Consider the following 17,305-nt stretch of genomic DNA (forward strand, 5'->3'; position numbering starts at 1 on the left):
GAGGCATCTTACGTTGTTTTAAAGGTATAAATTATTCTTTAGCAGGTTTCATTAACGGATGTTCAAAATTATTTTTAATTTTTTCATTACTGAATGTAAAATTTGTAATACACCAAATAGGAGTATTAATGTTGTGTTCATTATATAATACAAGTAGGATTGAAGAAGAACTAGTTTAAAAGAAAGAAGGAAAAATATGAAAAGTAGAGCGGCAGTAGCATTTGGACCAAATGAGCCACTTAAAATCGTTGAGATTGATGTAGAAGAGCCAAAAGAAAATGAAGTATTAGTGAAAATATTGTACACATCTGTTTGTCACACCGATGCATTTACGTTATCAGGAGAAGATCCAGAGGGGATTTTCCCAGCTGTTTTAGGACATGAGGGAGCTGGAGTAGTTGTATCCGTGGGTAAAGGAGTAACTTCTGTAAAATCAGGAGATCATGTCATTCCTTTATATACACCAGAGTGTGGGAAATGTGAGTTCTGTCTTTCTGGTAAAACTAATTTATGTAGTGCAGTTCGTGAGACTCAAGGAAAAGGTTTAATGCCTGACGGAACGACAAGATTTTCATATAAGGGAGAACCTATTTATCACTATATGGGAACAAGTACATTCAGTGAATATACGGTAGTCAATGAAATCAACTTAGTAAAAGTTGATGAAGATGCTCCTCTAGACAAAGTTTGTTTGTTTGGTTGTGGAGTCACTACTGGTCTTGGAGCTGTTAAACATACTGCAAAAGTCGAAGAAGATGCTACAACAGCAGTATTTGGATTAGGAGCAATTGGTTTAGCGGTTATTCAAGGATTAAAGAAAGCAAATGCAAAACGTATTATTGCTGTAGATTTAAATCCTGATAAATGGGAATTAGCCAAACAAATGGGAGCGACTGATTTCGTTAATCCTGCTGATTATGATCGACCAATCCAAGAAGTTATAGTGGAAATGACAAACGGTGGCGTAGATTACAGTTTTGAATGTATCGGTAACGTTGAAGTGATGAAATCTGCCCTTGAAGCTTGTCACAAAGGATGGGGAGAAAGCATTATCATTGGTGTCGCTGGTGCTGGGAAAGAAATTCACACACGTCCGTTCCAATTAGTAACGGGCCGTGTATGGCGCGGGTCAGCATTTGGCGGAGTAAAAGGGCGCACGGAGTTGCCAGGAATGGTTCAAGATTTTATGGATGGTGAAATTGATCTAGATTCGTTTATTACGCATCATTTACCGTTTAAAGATATTAATGAAGCGTTTGATTTATTGCACAAAGGTGAATCAATCCGCACTATTTTAACGTATGAGGAGTGATTATATGGTTGTCGAACAGCTTGAAATGCATCTCTCTTTTCAAGGAGAGCAACGCAAATACCGTCATTTTTCCAAAGTATTAAATTGTGATATGGTATTTAGCCTGTACTTGCCGCCGTTGTATGAAGAAAAGAAATTATCGCTTATTTGGTGGTTATCAGGATTGACTTGTACAGATGATAATTTTAGTCAAAAAAGCGGCTTTCAAAAAACTGCTGCGGATCAGGCAGTTGCCGTGATTATTCCGGATACTTCTCCACGGGGGGAAAATGTACCGGACGATGAAGGTTGGGACTTAGGTAAAGGTGCAAGCTTTTATCTAAATGCCACAGAAAATCCGTGGGTTGAGAATTATCAAATGCATACGTATCTAACAGAAGAACTTCCTCAAATAGTGCATAGTTTGATTCCACATTTTTCAGGAAAAGAAAGCATTATGGGACACTCAATGGGTGGACATGGAGCAATCATGATGGGATTAAAAGAACCGGGACGATTTGCTTCCATTTCAGCGTTCGCACCAATTTTAAATCCCGCAAAAGTACCTTGGGGTAAAAAAGCATTTACAGCTTATTTAGGTTCAGATGAATCTTCATGGCAAGAATGGGATTCTACAAGCTTGATTGAACAAGCAGAAAAAGTTCCGCCTATTTTAATCACACAAGGTACATCTGATAATTTTTATGATGTGCAATTGCAAGAAAGTGAATTTTTAAAAGCAGCAGGAGATAAACCTGTTTTTTATCAGTCAGAAAAAGGATACGATCATAGTTACTTTACAATTGCGACTTTTATAGAAGAGCATATCCAATTTCATGTGAATGAATTAAAAAAATAAAGAAATGGCTAATGAGTATAAAATAGGTAATTTTGTTGCATCTATTTACTATGGTCAATTATTTAAACATTAATAGACTACCTCAATGTAAGAGGGAAATACAAAACACCTTATAGCTGGCGTACTTTAGTACGCCAGCTATAAGGTGTTTTTAAAAATAAAAAAATGTCCAATAATAAATTTTTTATTTTTTCTAGTAGAATTAATAGCGATATACCTACACTTAATGAAATAAGAACTACGATCTTTGTACTAAATAAAAGAAATTCAATTATTAATGTTTTTCTTCAGCAATTTGAGTATTTTTAATATAAATAACTATTGTTTTAATTACAGCAAAAGCGGGAACTCCGAAAATAATCCCTATAATTCCCAGCATTTTCCCAGCTACTAATAAAATGATAATAATTGTTAAGGGATGAATAGCTAATGATTTTCCAACAAATTTCGGTGTCAGAAAGTTAGCATCAAGTTGTTGAACGACTAATACGATTAAGGCGACCAATAAAGCAGTTGTTGGAGAGATCGTTAAGGCGACTAGAATAGCTGGTACAGCGCCAATGAAAGGACCGATATAAGGTATAAGGTTAGTAAATCCATTAACAATTGCCAATAATAAGGTGTAAGGTAATCCAATTATTAAAAAGCCAAAGTATATCAAAACAGCAACAACGATACTTGCTAAGCCTTTTCCACTGATGTAAGCAGTAATCACAATGTTAGTCTGATGAAGCAATTCAAAGACATGTTTTTGATATTTGTTGGGAAATAAATGAGTCACAGCCAATTGTAATTTTTCACCATCACGGAACATATAAAAGAGAACAATTGGTACCGTGATTAATACGATTGTTAAATTAGCGATAGCTCCAATGATAGAACTAATACTGGTAGTGAAACTAGATAAGATAGTTTTGGAAAAAGCATCAAGTGAAAGATTTAGCTGATTTAAAGTTTCGTCTAAATCAACATTATTAAATGGAGAGAGTAATGCTATGTCTTTCGTTTGAATCTCAATATCTGAGAGAATAGCAGGACTATTAGCAACTAAATCGGATAGTTGGTTCATCAAGATGGGGAAAGTTTTAATAATAAAAATAGTAGCTCCCCCAAGAAATAGAAACATTACTAAAATAATAGCATAGCTGCGTTTGATTTTGAATTTTTGCATTACGCTAATCAAAGGGTTCAACAAGTAAAATAAGAATCCAGCGCTTAAAATAGGAATAAAAAGTGTCGAAAATAGGACAAATAGTGGTTGGAAAACAAAGCTAATCTTAGTTGCATAGTAAATAATTAACACCATTGCTAATACCCATAGTGTCCATAATAACAATTTTGAATGTTTAAGATGTTTCATAAAAAAATAATCTCCTTCTTGTAGGTCTGTTTAATTTATTTATGTTGTTAGATAAGATTGAATCTTACAAGGAATTGAAAATAACCAAGAAAGAAACGTTACTGATCATTAATAATGTAAACACTTTGAGATTTCATTTGAATGCAATAACTGCTAGTCTCATAATAACATATCTATTACTGTAAATTGAGCAAAGCTAAAACTATAAATAGCCTCTTATTTTAAAAACTAGAAAAACAGACTTAAATGACCTATTTTTATTAGATGTAAACAGTTGGTTGCTAAATGTAAACCAATGGGTGCGTTACTTTCCAATCAAAATTAGAGATAATAAATTGGAAAAATGTATTATTCATTATGTGAGGAGAAACTTATGGAATACTTTACTGAAGAAAAACACGATATTGAAGGTTACAGGAATAATTTAAAATGTTTAGATACAGTACTCGATGCTAATACTTATAATTTTTTATTAAACACATCATTTCATGATAGTTTGATATGTGAAATAAAAGTATTAAACGACTATGTTCCCGAAGTACCTGATGACTCCCAAAAAAGTATAGTAACTGTTTCGGCTAAAATAAAGTACTGGGATGATACTTTATATGAGTTATTATGGAAAGATGTTACGGTATATTCTTTTGACTTTGATATTTCTAGAAGTAAAGTAGTTGAAACCCAAAAAATATTGTTCAATCGAGGGTTAGATGAATGGTCACTTGATGAATTAACTTTAATAAAGAATGATCGCTTAAAACATGAAATTATTTTTTTCTCACAAGCAATGATGATAATAGAATGCGGTGATTTTTCTATTAAGCTTCTTGATGACTAAGAAATTAGTTGCTTATTATAGATTTAATGAATAGGATTATATTAAAAAAAGCCTTTTAAATAAATTTAACGAAGGCTAATAATTAAAGAAAGTAGGAGATTTAATGGGTTTTTGGTATTTTTTAATATTATTTATAGGAGTTGCTTTGCTTGTAGCGGGTGGGTTAAAGAAAGGTGTTTCACGTGAAGTTAAACTTGTCATAATATTATTTATTTTTGGCAGTTTACTTGTTTTAATGTCACTCTTTATGTTTTTACCCGGTAGTGCTGAAGTTGTTTCTCAACTTTTAAATATGAATGAATAAACTAAGGAGATAAGGTCAATGAAAAAAAAGATTTTTTATTGGATCCTTTTTATTTTAGTGGGAGTCATTTTGGTTTTTACGAGGATTGACCTACTTTATGAAGAGGCTGCTGTGACTAGCCCTTTTAATAATCAAGTAAAGGTAATAACTGTTCCGCAACATCCAATATATGAATATGTAAAAGTTAGTAAAACAGTTCAATATATTTCCGGTTATGCAGGTAATCAACCAAATCAAGGAACTAAATTTTCAATAGGAGACGGTTTCCGTTGGAGTGAAGAAAATGAAGCTCAGGTCACTACAAGAAGTGCACAATATCTATTTGGTAGTATTGATCCATTGGGTAGCATTTTTGTAAAGGTTCCAAATGAAACGGATTATTTTAAACTAAAAGTAACAGAAGGTAATGAAGTAACTAAGACAGCTGTATACGTAAAGTCGGAAACTGATGATAATAAAAGGTTTCTCTACTATCTTTATCCATCATCTTTATACAGCCTTGCATTTACACCTGTAATAGTGCATTAATGTCCTTAAAATTATGAGGTAAATACTCATAAAAATAGTAATCAAGTACGAAAATAAGGGTATGGAAGAATAAAAGAGGTTTGGACATATTATTATGTCCAAACCTCTTTGCTTATACCTTTTAACTTAATAAGAGATATAAAATATTCAGTTCCTACTTATGTTAACATTACAATGGAGATTTAACTGGCTTCGTTTTTACCTAACTGGTAAATACCATAATAACAAAGGATCAATAGTACTAAACCTACTAAAGCGAACGGCAATGCATGAGAGGTCTGTAAATCATTTAGTGCATTTGTATTGTACAAAATAGCAAATGGGGAAGCAATCACTAAACCTAAGATTCCACTGTAAGTTACTGAACTATAATGTTCGAATAAGAATTCTATCGCTTTGCTAATCAAAAAGATACCAATCAAAACGCCTAAACCAAAGACAAACAGAAGGATAAAATTAGGCAATAGGGACTCCATATCCCCTGTTCGTAAAGCAGATATAAATATTGTTATAGTGTTGATGATTAAATAATAATAACCTAAGACCATTAAAATTAACGACCCGCTTACTCCCGGAATGACCATCGTTGCTGATGCAATAATCCCAATTATGAATAACTTGATTAAACTTAATGGATCTAATTGAATGGCTGTTAAAGAGGTTCCTGATCCTTGAAGTAACGGGAGTATAATAACAACTAATGCAAACATGAGAACAAAAGCAATAATATGACTAATCGATAATGTCTGTTTTTGTTTCTTTAACCCATTTTGAAAAGATTTCCATAAACCTGGAATACCACCTAAAATTAAGCCTATAAAAGCTAAGGCAGTTGGCAAAGTATATGAGCTCAATAAGAACTCAATAGTATAGGTAAACGCAACTATTCCGACAACGGCCCCTATTAATATAGGAACTAATGTTTTTAAACTATCTTTCCAATTTTTAAATAAATGACTAATTGATGAAATTAATCGATCGTAAATATCCAACGAGACAGCCATCGTTCCTCCACTTACACCGGGAATAATATTGGCTATTCCTATAATAATGCCTTTTAGAAAATCTATTAAATATCCCATTTTCATACTCCTTTTTCTTGGTTTATATAAATATAACTCCACCAACTTTACCAAATTTATTCCTTCTCGTATATATTTTTTCTATTATCTGGTATTGATATAAGTATTTAATACGGACAATACGTTTATAAATTCTAATATTTCGTCCTAATTGTGCAGTTGCACAATTAGGTTTGTTAACCTGACAATAGCTTTTTCTGGTAATGAAAAATATAATGTAAGCGCACACAGATTAAGTTGGGGGATGTTTAAAGATGTTAGATAGTACGATTCCATGGTTTGCAGCAATTATTGGATTGATTGTTGCAATTGTACTGATATTGAAAAAGTTCAATCCAGTATATTCTTTATTTTTTGGAGCCATCGTTGGTTGTTTAGTAGGTGGGGCTTCCTTGGTGAGTACTATTGATATTCAAATCAGTGGTACACAAAGTGTTATTGGAACCGCTATCCGCGTTCTGGCTGCGGGAATGCTTGCGGGTGTAATGATGGAATCTGGAGCGGCAGAATCCATTGCTAATGCGATTGTAACGAAACTTGGAGATAAGAAAGCTATCTTATCATTAGCTCTTTCGACAATGATCATAACGGCTGTAGAAGTATTTATTCCAGTAGCAGTTCTAATTGTTGCACCAATTGCATTATCAGTTGGAAAACAAACAGGGATTAGTAAGATTGCTTTATTAACGGCCTTATCTGGTGGAGGGAAAGCAGGAAATATTATTTCTCCTAATCCAAATACGATTGCAGCAGCAGATGGTTTTGGCTTGAATTTGAGCAGTGTGATGTTAGCTGGATTTATTCCTGCTTTATTCGGACTTGCAACAGCTGTTATTGTGGCCAATCTAATTAAAAGTAAAGGTGAAATGGTAAGAGATAGGGATATTCTTAAAAAAGAAGCAAAAGAATTAATGGCATTGGGAAAAGCGTTGATTGCGCCGATACTTTCAATTGTTCTTTTATTGATTAACCCAATTGGAACCCTACTAAAAATAGAGGTCCTCACAAATTTAAAAATTGATGCTTTATATATTCTTCCTTTTGCTTCAGTCGTAGGAACGATTGCAATGGGACATGCGAACAAAATTAGTGAATACGCTTCTTCAGGAATTAAACGGGTAACAGATACGGTACTTATTTTGATTGGAGCTGGTGCAATTGCAGGATTGATATCTGCTTCTGATTTATCTGTACAAGTTGTGAAATTAATTGACACGATAGGTATTTCTGGAACATTCTTAGCGCCAATTTCAGGTATTTTGATGGGATTAGCTGTAGGATCAACATCTACTGCTGTTATATTGGCTACTGGATCATTTGGACAAGCTATTCTAGATACAGGAACTTCTTCTTTAGCAGCATCTGTAATGGTTCACACAGGATCAATCGTTATTGATAGTGTTCCTCAAGGGAATTATTTCCATATTAGTGCAAATAGTATGAACATGACGATAAAAGAAAGATTGAAGGTTATTCCTTACGAGATGTGTGTAGGTGGGGCAATGACTGTAGTTGCAACTATTTTGTATGGATTTATTCTTAACTAATTAAGGGAAAAGAGGCAAATATAATGGTAAAAAGATTTGTTGTTGCACCAGATTCGTTCAAGGAAAGTATGAGCGCAAAAGAAGCCTGTGAAGCGATGGCTAGAGGAATCAAAAAAGTATTTAAGGATGCAGAAATCAGTCTTGTTCCAATGGCTGATGGAGGCGAAGGAACGGTTGATTCATTAGTGGATGCAACAAAAGGAAGGCGAATCAATGTTGAAGTGTCTGGTCCGATTCCTGAGGGAAAAGTAACGGCCTACTTTGGTATTTTAGGCGATAATAAAACGGCTGTCATTGAAATGGCAAAAGCAAATGGGATAGAATTATTACCAAAAGAGCGTCGAAACCCATTGATCACTTCTACGTATGGTACTGGAGAATTGATTAAAGCGGCTCTAGATCACGGTGTAGAAAAAATCATTATCGGAATTGGCGGTAGTGTAACGAATGATGGCGGGGCTGGGATGGCCGAAGCATTGGGTGTGAAGTTTTTAGACGGAAACGGACAATCGATTCCTCAAGGAGGAGGTTCTTTAAATCAATTAGTATCAATCGATACTGCTGAATTAGATCCTCGAATAAAAGAAATCGAAATTGAAGTGGCTAGCGATGTTACAAACCCATTGACTGGAGAGCATGGGGCTGCTCATGTATTTGGTCCTCAAAAAGGAGCTACTCCAGAAATGGTGGAACAATTAGACTCTAATTTAAAACACTACGCGCATATCATTCAAAAAGATGTTCAAAAATCTATTGAACATCTACCAGGGGCTGGAGCAGCAGGTGGGCTAGGCGCTGGTTTGTTAGCCTTTACAAATGCCACACTACGACCTGGAATTGATATAGTCATTGAGATCAATCAATTAGAGGAACAGATTGCTGAAGCTGATTTTATTTTTACTGGTGAAGGTGGCATGGATTTTCAAACTAAATTCGGAAAAGCGCCATATGGGGTCGCAAAAGTTGCGAAACAGTATCAAAAACCTGTCTTTGCTTGTGCTGGTTATATTGGAAAAGATGTTGAGGTGCTATATGATGAGGGGATAACGGCTATTTTTGGGATTCTCTCAAAAGCCAAATCAATTGACGAAGCTTTGAAGAATGGCGAATCAAATCTAGAACGAACATGTGAAAATATTGCTCGAATCTTATTCTTAACCAGTGAACAGAAATAAGCCTCATCTATTTTAGGAGATAAACTTGATATTTTAAGTTTATAAGAAGATACTTTAACTTAGAAGATAAGAAAAAACAGTTTAGGATGTATCATTCTAAACTGTTTTTTGTATAGAAAAGGTGGCAGAAGTAACGTGTTAACGAATAGTCAGGCTAGTCTAATCGTCAGTAAACTTATGGAAGATATTCCTTACAATATCAATATTATGAATGAATTAGGTATTATTATTGCAAGTGGTGACAGTAATCGTATTGGAACTTCTCATAGAGCAGCTGAACGAGCAATCAAAGAAAAGAAGATCATAGAGGTTTACCGAGATACGCATTTAGAGAAAAAAGGGACAAATGAGCCTATAATCTATGAAGGCACTATCATTGGAGTAGTCGGAATTACAGGCGACCCTAATGAAGTTCGTCCATTCACAAAAATTGTTAAAACGGTTTCGCTACTCCTTATTGAAGAATTGAATATTTATAAACAAAAAGAAGAGAATAGAGTGGCAAAGAATAACCTTTTGAAACAAATTATCCGGTCAGAAGGGATGTATACAGAATCGTTAAAAAAAGAAGCAAATGAAAAATACGATTTAGAATTGGGGCAACCTTATTATGGTGTTTTTGCTGAAAAGAAGGAAATACTGAGAGCAATTGCGTCTAAGAAAGAATTGTTTGAATGGTCTGGAGGTTTTATTATTTTTGTGGAAACCATTGATTCATTAAAAACAACTACTAAAGAATTTGTTGTTGTGAGTTCTAGTGAAAAAAATATCGGTCAAATTCTTCAAGATATCAAACAGACATATGCAATACTCTCTTTTTTAAACACAAAGAAAGATGGAGTCAATAAAACAGATAGCTGCTATTTAGCCAATTTATTCTCATCTTCTCTTCCTCCTAACCAAGAACTGTTGAATAAGATAAAGGAAGTGGCACCGGAATATGTAGAAACACTCATTAGTTTCGCGCAAAATAATAAAAGCATCAGTGATACTTCGCTAGAACTTCATATCCATAGAAATACATTGAATTATAGAATCCAAAAAATTGAAGAATTAACTGGAAAAAATCCTCGAGTTTGGTATGAATTATGGGAGTTGTTTTATCATTTTGCTTATTTCTCTCTAAATAATTAAAAATTATAGTTGTAGTAGTCCTTGTATAACTCTACTAAGTTTTATAGATGGTATACTATAAGTGATAAAAAATAGTACTAGGAGGGTGCATAAATGATCACAGGAGTTGAAATTGATTTTGTTGTAAAAGATAGTAAAGCAGCTTTGGAAGAGTACAGCTCCATTTTTGAGGTTGTAATAGTTGAGGCAACAGATTTTAAAGTAGGAAACAACGAAGCAGTTTTCACAATTTATGGTACTCGTTTCCACATGCTCGATGAAAATCCTGAATACCAATTGTTTGCACCAAAAGAAGATAGTAACCAATCATTTTGGTTTAATGTAGTGGTACCCAATATTCAAGTAGTATTTGATAAAGCAGTTGCTGCAGGAGCAACAGTTATTCAACCAATTACAAAAATGGAGGAAATGGGTATTTCAAATGCAATGTTTTTAGACAGCTTTGGTTATGTTTGGATGCTGCACGAAATCCATCAAGAAGTATCTTTTGAAGATCGTGTGAAAATATTAAGCGAAGATTTTGAATAAGAACTAATTTCTACAAAAAAACGTAGAATAACTTGTGAGATTTGGTTTTTTAACTAATCTAATAGGGTATTCTTATCTTTGTTTCGTTTTTTTTAAAATGATTTCCACAGTAGCTAACCCGTGTGTATAGAAATAATACCCGTGTTTCTTTATAATGATGAACAAGGGAACAAAAATAACTCTTACTGTGGCAAAAAAAGTTAGACAGATACGAGTTAAAAGTGATTACAAAAGTGTTAGGATAATGAAGGAGTGGAAAAGTAGTGAGATTAAGTGTCTTAGATCAAGCACCTATTACAAGTGGAAATACAGCTGCAGATGCTTTAGCAAAAGCTGAAGAACTAGCTATTTTAGCGGATGAATTAGGGTACACACGTATGTGGATGGCAGAGCACCATGGAACAAATGGTTTTGCAAGTTCAGCTCCTGAAATCACTGCAGCTCATTTAGCGGCAAAAACAAAAAATATTCGAATCGGCACAGGTGGAGTCATGATGATGCATTATTCACCTTTGAAATTAGCGGAAGTTTTTAAAACGTTAAGTGCTTTTTCGCCAGGACGAATCGATTTTGGAGTAGGTCGTGCTCCAGGTGGCGATAATAATTCTATTTATGCTCTATCAGAAGGTCGTCAGCCGATGTTGGACAATATGTATGAAAAATTCGATACCGCATTAAAATTAATCAATGATGAAGTACCTGAAGAACGAATATACACCCGAACAATTGCTACTCCTTCACATATTCAGTTGCCTGAAGCTTGGCTACTTGGTTCGAGCGGCAGCAGTGCGCGGAAGGCAGCCCAAATGGGAGTAGGTTATTCGTTTGCTCAATTCTTTATGGGTGGAATGACAAAAGATATCTTGGATGAATACAAAGTTAATTTTCAACCCTCTGCATTTATGGACAAACCATACATCAATGTAGCGTATCTTGTTACAACAGCTGAAACTAGAGAAGAAGCAGAATATGAAGCTAAACCACAAGATATTGCACGTCTATTGATGAGAAAAGGCCAGATGGGTCAATTGTTGACGCCTGAAGAAGCACAATATTATCCTTTAACCGAAATTGATCAATTAACAATAAAACAAGGACGTGAATTGCATTTAGTAGGTACACCAAAAGAAATCGCTGCAAAATTATTAGAAGATCAAGAAAAATATGGTTTTGATGAAGCGATGATCTGCAGTATTCCCCATTCACAAGAAAAACGCTTAGATGTGTATCGTTTATTAGCCAAAGAATTACTAAACAAATAATAAATCACCTCCACTTCCAACCAAGGAATAGTCATTGGTTGGAAGTGGTTTTTTTATTTTTTAATAAAATAATGAGAAAAATGATAAAATTTTAATGGTGTTTAAGTAGAGTAACTAAAGGCTTTTTAGTCTTTTTGTATTAAGTCCATGTGAGAAAATGTTACATGATTAAGGTAAATGTTAATTGATTTCTCATAAATGTGTATTTATACTATTGATTTAAGCAGCAAGAAAGACCTCGCCTGCTTAAAAAATTACTGATTACCATCAATGTTTTTGTAAAGGAGATGATACAGAGTTGATCAAGCTACAGAATGTAAATAAATATTTCGGCGACCATCATGTACTAAAAGATGTTAATTTAGAGGTGGCTGAAGGTGAAAAAGTCGTTATCATAGGCCCTTCTGGTTCTGGAAAAAGTACCACAGTTAGATGCATGAATTTTCTTGAGGAACCTACGACAGGAGAAGTCTATATAGATGGCAATCAAATAACAGAAAAAAACAAATTAGAGATGGTACGAAATTCTTCTGCAATGGTCTTTCAACAGTTTAATCTTTATCCGCATATGACGGTGTTAGGAAATCTGACAATTGGTCCTATGAAATTACAGAATAAATCAAAAAAAGAAGCAGAAGAACTAGCTTATCGGTATCTAGATATCGTAGGTTTACGAGAAAAAGCAACAGCATACCCTTCAACACTCTCAGGAGGTCAACAGCAAAGAGTCGCTATTGCCAGGTCGCTCTGTTCTGAAAAGAAAATCATTCTATTCGATGAACCTACATCTGCTTTAGATCCAGAGACGGTTCAAGAAGTATTGGACGTGATGATTAAGTTATCAAGCATGAATATTACAATGGTCGTTGTGACCCATGAAATGGGTTTTGCTAAACAAGTAGCAGATCGTGTCATTTTTATGGATAATGGAACCATTTTAGAAGTAGGACCGCCAGAACACTTTTTTGAAAACCCAACTCATGAAAGAACAAAAGAATTTTTAAGCAAAATTTTAAGATAAAAAATAAGGATATCCTGAGGAGGAAAAATAAATGAAAAAAAGAAACTTATTAGCAACAGTTATTTTATCTAGTGTATTATTTTTAGGTGCTTGTTCTTCAGATGAAGGTTCAAAAACAGAAGCAGACACACCAAAAGGATCGGATCAAGTAACAATTGAATCAATCAAAGAAGCCGGCGTTTTAAAAGTAGGAGTAAAAGAAGACGTTCCAAACTTTGGGCTGAAGAATACAGATACAGGAGAAATAGAAGGATTTGAAATTGATATTGCTAAAAAGATAGCTGAAGATATTTTAGGCGATCCGGATGCCATTGAGTTAACGCCGGTTACAGCCAAAACACGGGGTCCATTATTGGATAATGGCGAAGTTGATATGGTTATTGCTACTTTTACAGTTACTGAAGAGCGTAAAGAAACCTATAATTTCTCAGATGCGTATTATGAAGATGCAGTTGGCTTATTAGTGAAAAAAGACAAAAACTATGAAGGGTTAAAAGATATGGATGGAGCTAATGTAGGTGTGGCACAAAGTTCTACAACATCAGAAGCCATCGCTTCAGAAGCTGAACAATATGATATCACATTGGACTTTTCAGAATATGCTACTTATCCAGAAATTAAAGCAGCGTTAGACTCAGGCCGCGTAGATGCATTTAGTGTAGACAGATCTATTTTGGCTGGCTATTTAGATGATTCAACTGAAATCTTACCAGATCGTTTCGCAATGCAAGATTATGGAATTGCAACGAAGAAAACAAATACGGAGTTAGCAGAGCATGTAAATGAGTTGATCACTACTTGGGGAGAAGATGATACTCTTAATGGATTGGTTACAGAGTGGGGATTGAGTGAATAATGAAAAGTACAAATCCATTCGCTCTTTGGAGATGGGAGGACCTATTTCAAAACCTTGATAATTTTAGTTCTGGATTTTTAAGAACACTCCAAGTGGCCATCTTAGCATTAGTTTTGTCTTTGGTAATCGGAATCGTGATCGGAATACTGTCAACTGCCCTCAATTTCATTCTACGTTCGATCGCACGAGTATATGTCGAAATTTTTCAAAACATCCCTCTTGTTATTCAAATCTTCTTTATGTATAACGGATTAGCAATGGCAGGATTGGTCTTGAGCGAGTTTACGATTGGGGTAGTAGGGGTTGGTTTGTATCATGGAGCTTATATTGGCGAAGTAGTACGCGCGGGTATTTTATCTGTTCCTAAAGGTCAGCAAGAAGCTGCGTATGCACAGGGATTCAGCTATACACAAACTATGCGCTACATCATATTGCCTCAAATGGTTAAGGGTATTTTGCCTCCGTTAACCAATCAAGCGGTCAATTTAATAAAAAATACTTCTGTATTGGCTATTATAGCAGGAGCAGACTTAATGTATGCAGCAGACTCTTATGCTTCATTTAGCTTGAATTACGGACCGTCTTATGTGATTGCAGGATTGCTTTACTTCATTCTCTGTTTCCCACTGGCTACGTTCTCAAGAAAATACGAAGAGAAACTAAAAAAGAATGATTCCTTAGTTGTGAATATTCCGGAGGTGATGGAATGATAAACTCCATACAAACCGTTTTTACGCGGCCTAATGTATTGTTCTTGTTAGATGGGTTAAAGACTACTTTGTTGATTTCTTTATGTGTGGTGATTCTTTCAATTGTGTTTGGAACATTCTTAGGGTTGGTCAGAAACTATGAAAAGATGTTTTTCGGGAAAATAGCTGGATTTTACATCGAATTATTCCGTAATACCCCATTATTACTATGGATGCTCGGTTGTGCTTTCTTGATACCAGGAAGTACGATAGTAGTGAAAGCCTCCATAGCACTGTTTCTTTATACAGCTGCAGTAGTAGCAGAAATTGTGCGTGGCGGATTAAACTCGATACCGAAAGGACAATTTGAAGCTGCTCATTCTCAAGGATTTTCATTTTTTCAAACATTAGTGTATATCATTTTGCCGCAAACCTTCAAAAAAATCATTCCTTCTTTATTGTCGCAAGTGATTACAACTATTAAAGATACGTCATTTCTTGCTGGACTAGGAATCATGGAATTTACACGAAGTGGCCAAGTTATTTTAGGAAAAGTAACAAAAACTTCTGAAGTGTTTTTGATTTATGGTTTCTTAGCAGTTGTTTATTTTATTATTTGCTTCGCATTGTCGGTTTTAGTAAGGAACTGGCATAAAAAAAATTCTGAAAATGTATAGTTCATATAGTTTAGAAAACAGGAAAAACGGACTCTTAATGGGTCCGTTTTTTTGTATAAAAATATTACAAATCTTCCTCAAATAAATTCAATTCGGTTTGTTGTGGAGCGAGATGGTCAAAAGTAAGCTGTAATTTTTTTTGCAATTGTTTCGCATTTTTCGCGGCGTGACCACCAGAGTTATTGTTAAAAATAACGGCAACTTCTTTTGATTCTTTTTCTAATTGGCGAATAAGGGTTGCGAAATCATCTAATTCAGAAGAACTATAATCATAAAGCGTCCGTTTTTCCCGCCAATTGGGTCCACTGGCATCTAACCAACCTTCATAGTTTTGGCCATGCAGGCGAAACAGAGTGAGTTCGTCGTTGGTCCCATTGACAATTAAAGGAACGCTATTTCCAGGGGTCTGAGGTTGATCGACAACAGTGTGAATAAAGTGTTCTTCTGTTAAAAAAGCCAATGTGTTTTCTTTATTCGTGTCACTGTACCAGCTAGAGTGACGAAATTCGATTGCGATGGGTAATTCACCCATGTACTGACGGACTTTTCTTAAATACTGAACGTGTTCTTTTGTACAATCAAAATAAGGTGGAAACTGAAATAGAAAAGTTTTGATTCGATTCGTTGTGATCATAGGTTCAAAAATTGCAATGTAATGTTCGAACATTTGCTCTTCAGTCGGGAAAAACTTCAGCCAATCTTTGTGTAACGTCATCGCCTGAAAAGCTTTAGGGATAAACTGAAAAGCGGCTGGTGTTTTTTCTATCCATGAAAAAATATTTTTAGCAGGAGGAATAGCATAAAAGCTAGTATCCAATTCTACAAATGGAAAATGGGAACAGTAATCTTCCAAGCGTTTCGATTTTCGAACGGTCAGTAAGTCATGATCAGACCAACCTGTCAAACCAATAGAAATCATTGTGACTCCTTCTTTCTTGAATAATAAATCATTAGCCTTATTGTACCGCAACCGTTATTATTAAGGAAAGTAAAAGCTTTTTATAAAATGTTTCACTTAAATGGTTAGAAAGAAACACAAGAGAAATAGATTAAATAACATATAAAATGTTTCACGCGAAACAATTTGTTTCACTGCAATCGCTACAAAATAAAAACGGCAATAATTGAATTTAAAAATCAGAGGAGCATTTAAAATGTATAAACTTATATTTTTTGACATTGACGGAACATTATTGACAGATAAAAAAAGAATTCCAGATTCTGCTAGACAAGCCATTCAAGATTTGAAAAAAAAGGGTATCCTACCGGTTATTGCTACTGGAAGAGCGCCATTTAGAATTGACGAAATTCTAGCATCATTAGATATTCAGACACATATCACATTAAACGGACAGTATGTTGTGCATAAGGGTGAAGTGATTCATCAAAATCCATTGTCGGTTGATTCTGTTAAACGACTGGCACTAGCTGCGGAAACAAATAAGCAACGCATAGCATTTTGTGGAAGCGATGAAATATTAGGGACATCTATGGTTACTTTTGGACAAAAAGGATTATTGAAAAAAATGATTCAGCGAGTTCCGATAGCGCCACCTAAAAAAGTGATGAAATTGCTTATGCGCTATGTAGGCTCTTCTAAAAGAGTGAAGCCGATTTTGCCACATTACTATGAAGACCGAACTATTTACCAATGCATCATCCATACAACAGAAGAGTATGATGCTTTTTACCAAGAAGCGTTTCCAGATTGTCATTTCACACGATGGAATCCCTATTCAGTAGATGTAATCTCGAAAGGAATGTCTAAAGCAGTAGGCATTCAAAAGTTGATCGAACATGTAGGTATCGATATAAGTGAAACCGTTGCATTTGGAGATGGATTGAATGATATTGAAATGTTGCAAGCAGTAGCCATGGGAATAGCAATGGAAAATGGACGTACAGAGTTGAAAGAAATTGCAGATGACATTACAGCATCTCCAGAAAATCATGGTATTTTAAAAGGATTGCAAAAATTGAATTTAGTGCCGTAAAAAGTCTTAAGAATATCATATAAAACTTTAGTTAAGATATAAAGAAATCATTCGCAATTTCCTATTTTCAGTAGTTTTCTGTGGTATACTATTTCAGAAAGCTTTTGAGAAAAATCAATTTAAATAAAAAAGCACCCTACTCATTTGTTATCTAAACGTA

Annotated in this window: 18 protein-coding genes; 15 read left to right on the forward strand and 3 right to left on the reverse strand. The window is 34.7% G+C overall.

All coding sequences use genetic code 11. The annotated features are described in order from the left end of the window. Window positions 1-196 precede the first annotated feature (196 nt). Window positions 197-1,312 carry an S-(hydroxymethyl)glutathione dehydrogenase/class III alcohol dehydrogenase gene (locus BLT48_RS09625; RefSeq protein ID WP_089977615.1) on the forward strand — a complete coding sequence of 372 codons (1,116 nt, stop codon included), beginning with the start codon at window positions 197-199 and terminating at the stop codon, window positions 1,310-1,312. Between the two features lie 4 nt (window positions 1,313-1,316). Beyond that, the gene (fghA, locus tag BLT48_RS09630; protein ID WP_089977618.1) at window positions 1,317-2,150 is read left to right on the forward strand and encodes an S-formylglutathione hydrolase; all 834 of its coding nucleotides are present in this window, start codon (window positions 1,317-1,319) and stop codon (window positions 2,148-2,150) included. Window positions 2,151-2,424: 274 nt separating this feature from the next. On the opposite strand, the gene BLT48_RS09635 is transcribed toward fghA, so the two are convergent. Then, window positions 2,425-3,510 carry an AI-2E family transporter gene (locus BLT48_RS09635; protein WP_035021113.1) on the reverse strand — a complete coding sequence of 362 codons (1,086 nt, stop codon included), beginning with the start codon at window positions 3,508-3,510 and terminating at the stop codon, window positions 2,425-2,427. A gap of 373 nt (window positions 3,511-3,883) precedes the next feature. Here BLT48_RS09635 and BLT48_RS09640 point away from each other — a divergent pair, with 373 nt between their 5' ends. The 3 genes from BLT48_RS09640 (at window position 3,884) to BLT48_RS09650 (ending at window position 5,180) form a co-directional block, all read left to right on the forward strand. Next, the gene (locus tag BLT48_RS09640; protein ID WP_051923358.1) at window positions 3,884-4,348 is read left to right on the forward strand and encodes a hypothetical protein; all 465 of its coding nucleotides are present in this window, start codon (window positions 3,884-3,886) and stop codon (window positions 4,346-4,348) included. 103 nt (window positions 4,349-4,451) lie between these two features. Further along, window positions 4,452-4,652, forward strand: a complete 201-nt coding sequence (locus tag BLT48_RS09645) for a hypothetical protein (protein ID WP_035021115.1) — start codon at window positions 4,452-4,454, stop codon at window positions 4,650-4,652. Window positions 4,653-4,670: 18 nt separating this feature from the next. Continuing rightward, window positions 4,671-5,180, forward strand: a complete 510-nt coding sequence (locus tag BLT48_RS09650; protein WP_035021117.1) for a hypothetical protein — start codon at window positions 4,671-4,673, stop codon at window positions 5,178-5,180. Between the two features lie 182 nt (window positions 5,181-5,362). Here the strand turns inward: BLT48_RS09650 and BLT48_RS09655 are convergent, their stop codons facing one another. Continuing rightward, window positions 5,363-6,262 (reverse strand): DUF368 domain-containing protein, encoded by a 900-nt coding sequence (locus BLT48_RS09655; RefSeq protein ID WP_089977623.1) that lies wholly within the window; start codon window positions 6,260-6,262, stop codon window positions 5,363-5,365. A 254-nt stretch (window positions 6,263-6,516) separates the two neighbouring features. Between BLT48_RS09655 and BLT48_RS09660 the strand changes: the two genes are divergently transcribed. From BLT48_RS09660 to BLT48_RS09700, 9 genes are all read left to right on the forward strand, one after another. Then, window positions 6,517-7,809: a GntP family permease gene (locus tag BLT48_RS09660; RefSeq protein WP_035021120.1), complete on the forward strand. Its 1,293-nt coding sequence runs from the start codon at window positions 6,517-6,519 to the stop codon at window positions 7,807-7,809. 23 nt (window positions 7,810-7,832) lie between these two features. After that, the gene (locus BLT48_RS09665; RefSeq protein WP_035021123.1) at window positions 7,833-8,984 is read left to right on the forward strand and encodes a glycerate kinase family protein; all 1,152 of its coding nucleotides are present in this window, start codon (window positions 7,833-7,835) and stop codon (window positions 8,982-8,984) included. A gap of 135 nt (window positions 8,985-9,119) precedes the next feature. Then, a complete protein-coding gene (locus BLT48_RS09670; protein WP_035021125.1) occupies window positions 9,120-10,118 on the forward strand; it encodes a CdaR family transcriptional regulator in 999 nt (332 codons plus the stop codon). Between the two features lie 93 nt (window positions 10,119-10,211). Continuing rightward, a complete protein-coding gene (locus BLT48_RS09675; protein ID WP_089977625.1) occupies window positions 10,212-10,646 on the forward strand; it encodes a VOC family protein in 435 nt (144 codons plus the stop codon). A 263-nt stretch (window positions 10,647-10,909) separates the two neighbouring features. Beyond that, a complete protein-coding gene (locus BLT48_RS09680; RefSeq protein ID WP_035021126.1) occupies window positions 10,910-11,908 on the forward strand; it encodes an LLM class flavin-dependent oxidoreductase in 999 nt (332 codons plus the stop codon). A gap of 298 nt (window positions 11,909-12,206) precedes the next feature. Continuing rightward, window positions 12,207-12,929 carry an amino acid ABC transporter ATP-binding protein gene (locus BLT48_RS09685; RefSeq protein ID WP_035021127.1) on the forward strand — a complete coding sequence of 241 codons (723 nt, stop codon included), beginning with the start codon at window positions 12,207-12,209 and terminating at the stop codon, window positions 12,927-12,929. Between the two features lie 31 nt (window positions 12,930-12,960). Next, window positions 12,961-13,785 (forward strand): transporter substrate-binding domain-containing protein, encoded by an 825-nt coding sequence (locus tag BLT48_RS09690; RefSeq protein ID WP_035021129.1) that lies wholly within the window; start codon window positions 12,961-12,963, stop codon window positions 13,783-13,785. Next, on the forward strand, window positions 13,785-14,495 hold the full coding sequence (locus BLT48_RS09695; RefSeq protein ID WP_089977628.1) for an amino acid ABC transporter permease: 711 nt from the start codon (window positions 13,785-13,787) through the stop codon (window positions 14,493-14,495). Before BLT48_RS09690 ends, BLT48_RS09695 begins: the two co-directional genes overlap by 1 nt. Further along, on the forward strand, window positions 14,492-15,151 hold the full coding sequence (locus tag BLT48_RS09700; RefSeq protein WP_089977631.1) for an amino acid ABC transporter permease: 660 nt from the start codon (window positions 14,492-14,494) through the stop codon (window positions 15,149-15,151). Before BLT48_RS09695 ends, BLT48_RS09700 begins: the two co-directional genes overlap by 4 nt. Before the next feature lie 64 nt (window positions 15,152-15,215). On the opposite strand, the gene BLT48_RS09705 is transcribed toward BLT48_RS09700, so the two are convergent. Then, window positions 15,216-16,070, reverse strand: a complete 855-nt coding sequence (locus tag BLT48_RS09705; RefSeq protein WP_035021133.1) for a DUF72 domain-containing protein — start codon at window positions 16,068-16,070, stop codon at window positions 15,216-15,218. A gap of 235 nt (window positions 16,071-16,305) precedes the next feature. Here BLT48_RS09705 and BLT48_RS09710 point away from each other — a divergent pair, with 235 nt between their 5' ends. Further along, window positions 16,306-17,145 carry a Cof-type HAD-IIB family hydrolase gene (locus BLT48_RS09710; protein WP_035021134.1) on the forward strand — a complete coding sequence of 280 codons (840 nt, stop codon included), beginning with the start codon at window positions 16,306-16,308 and terminating at the stop codon, window positions 17,143-17,145. Window positions 17,146-17,305 lie beyond the last annotated feature (160 nt).

The organism is Carnobacterium viridans, from assembly GCF_900102725.1.
GTDB classification, from domain to species: domain Bacteria; phylum Bacillota; class Bacilli; order Lactobacillales; family Carnobacteriaceae; genus Carnobacterium_B; species Carnobacterium_B viridans.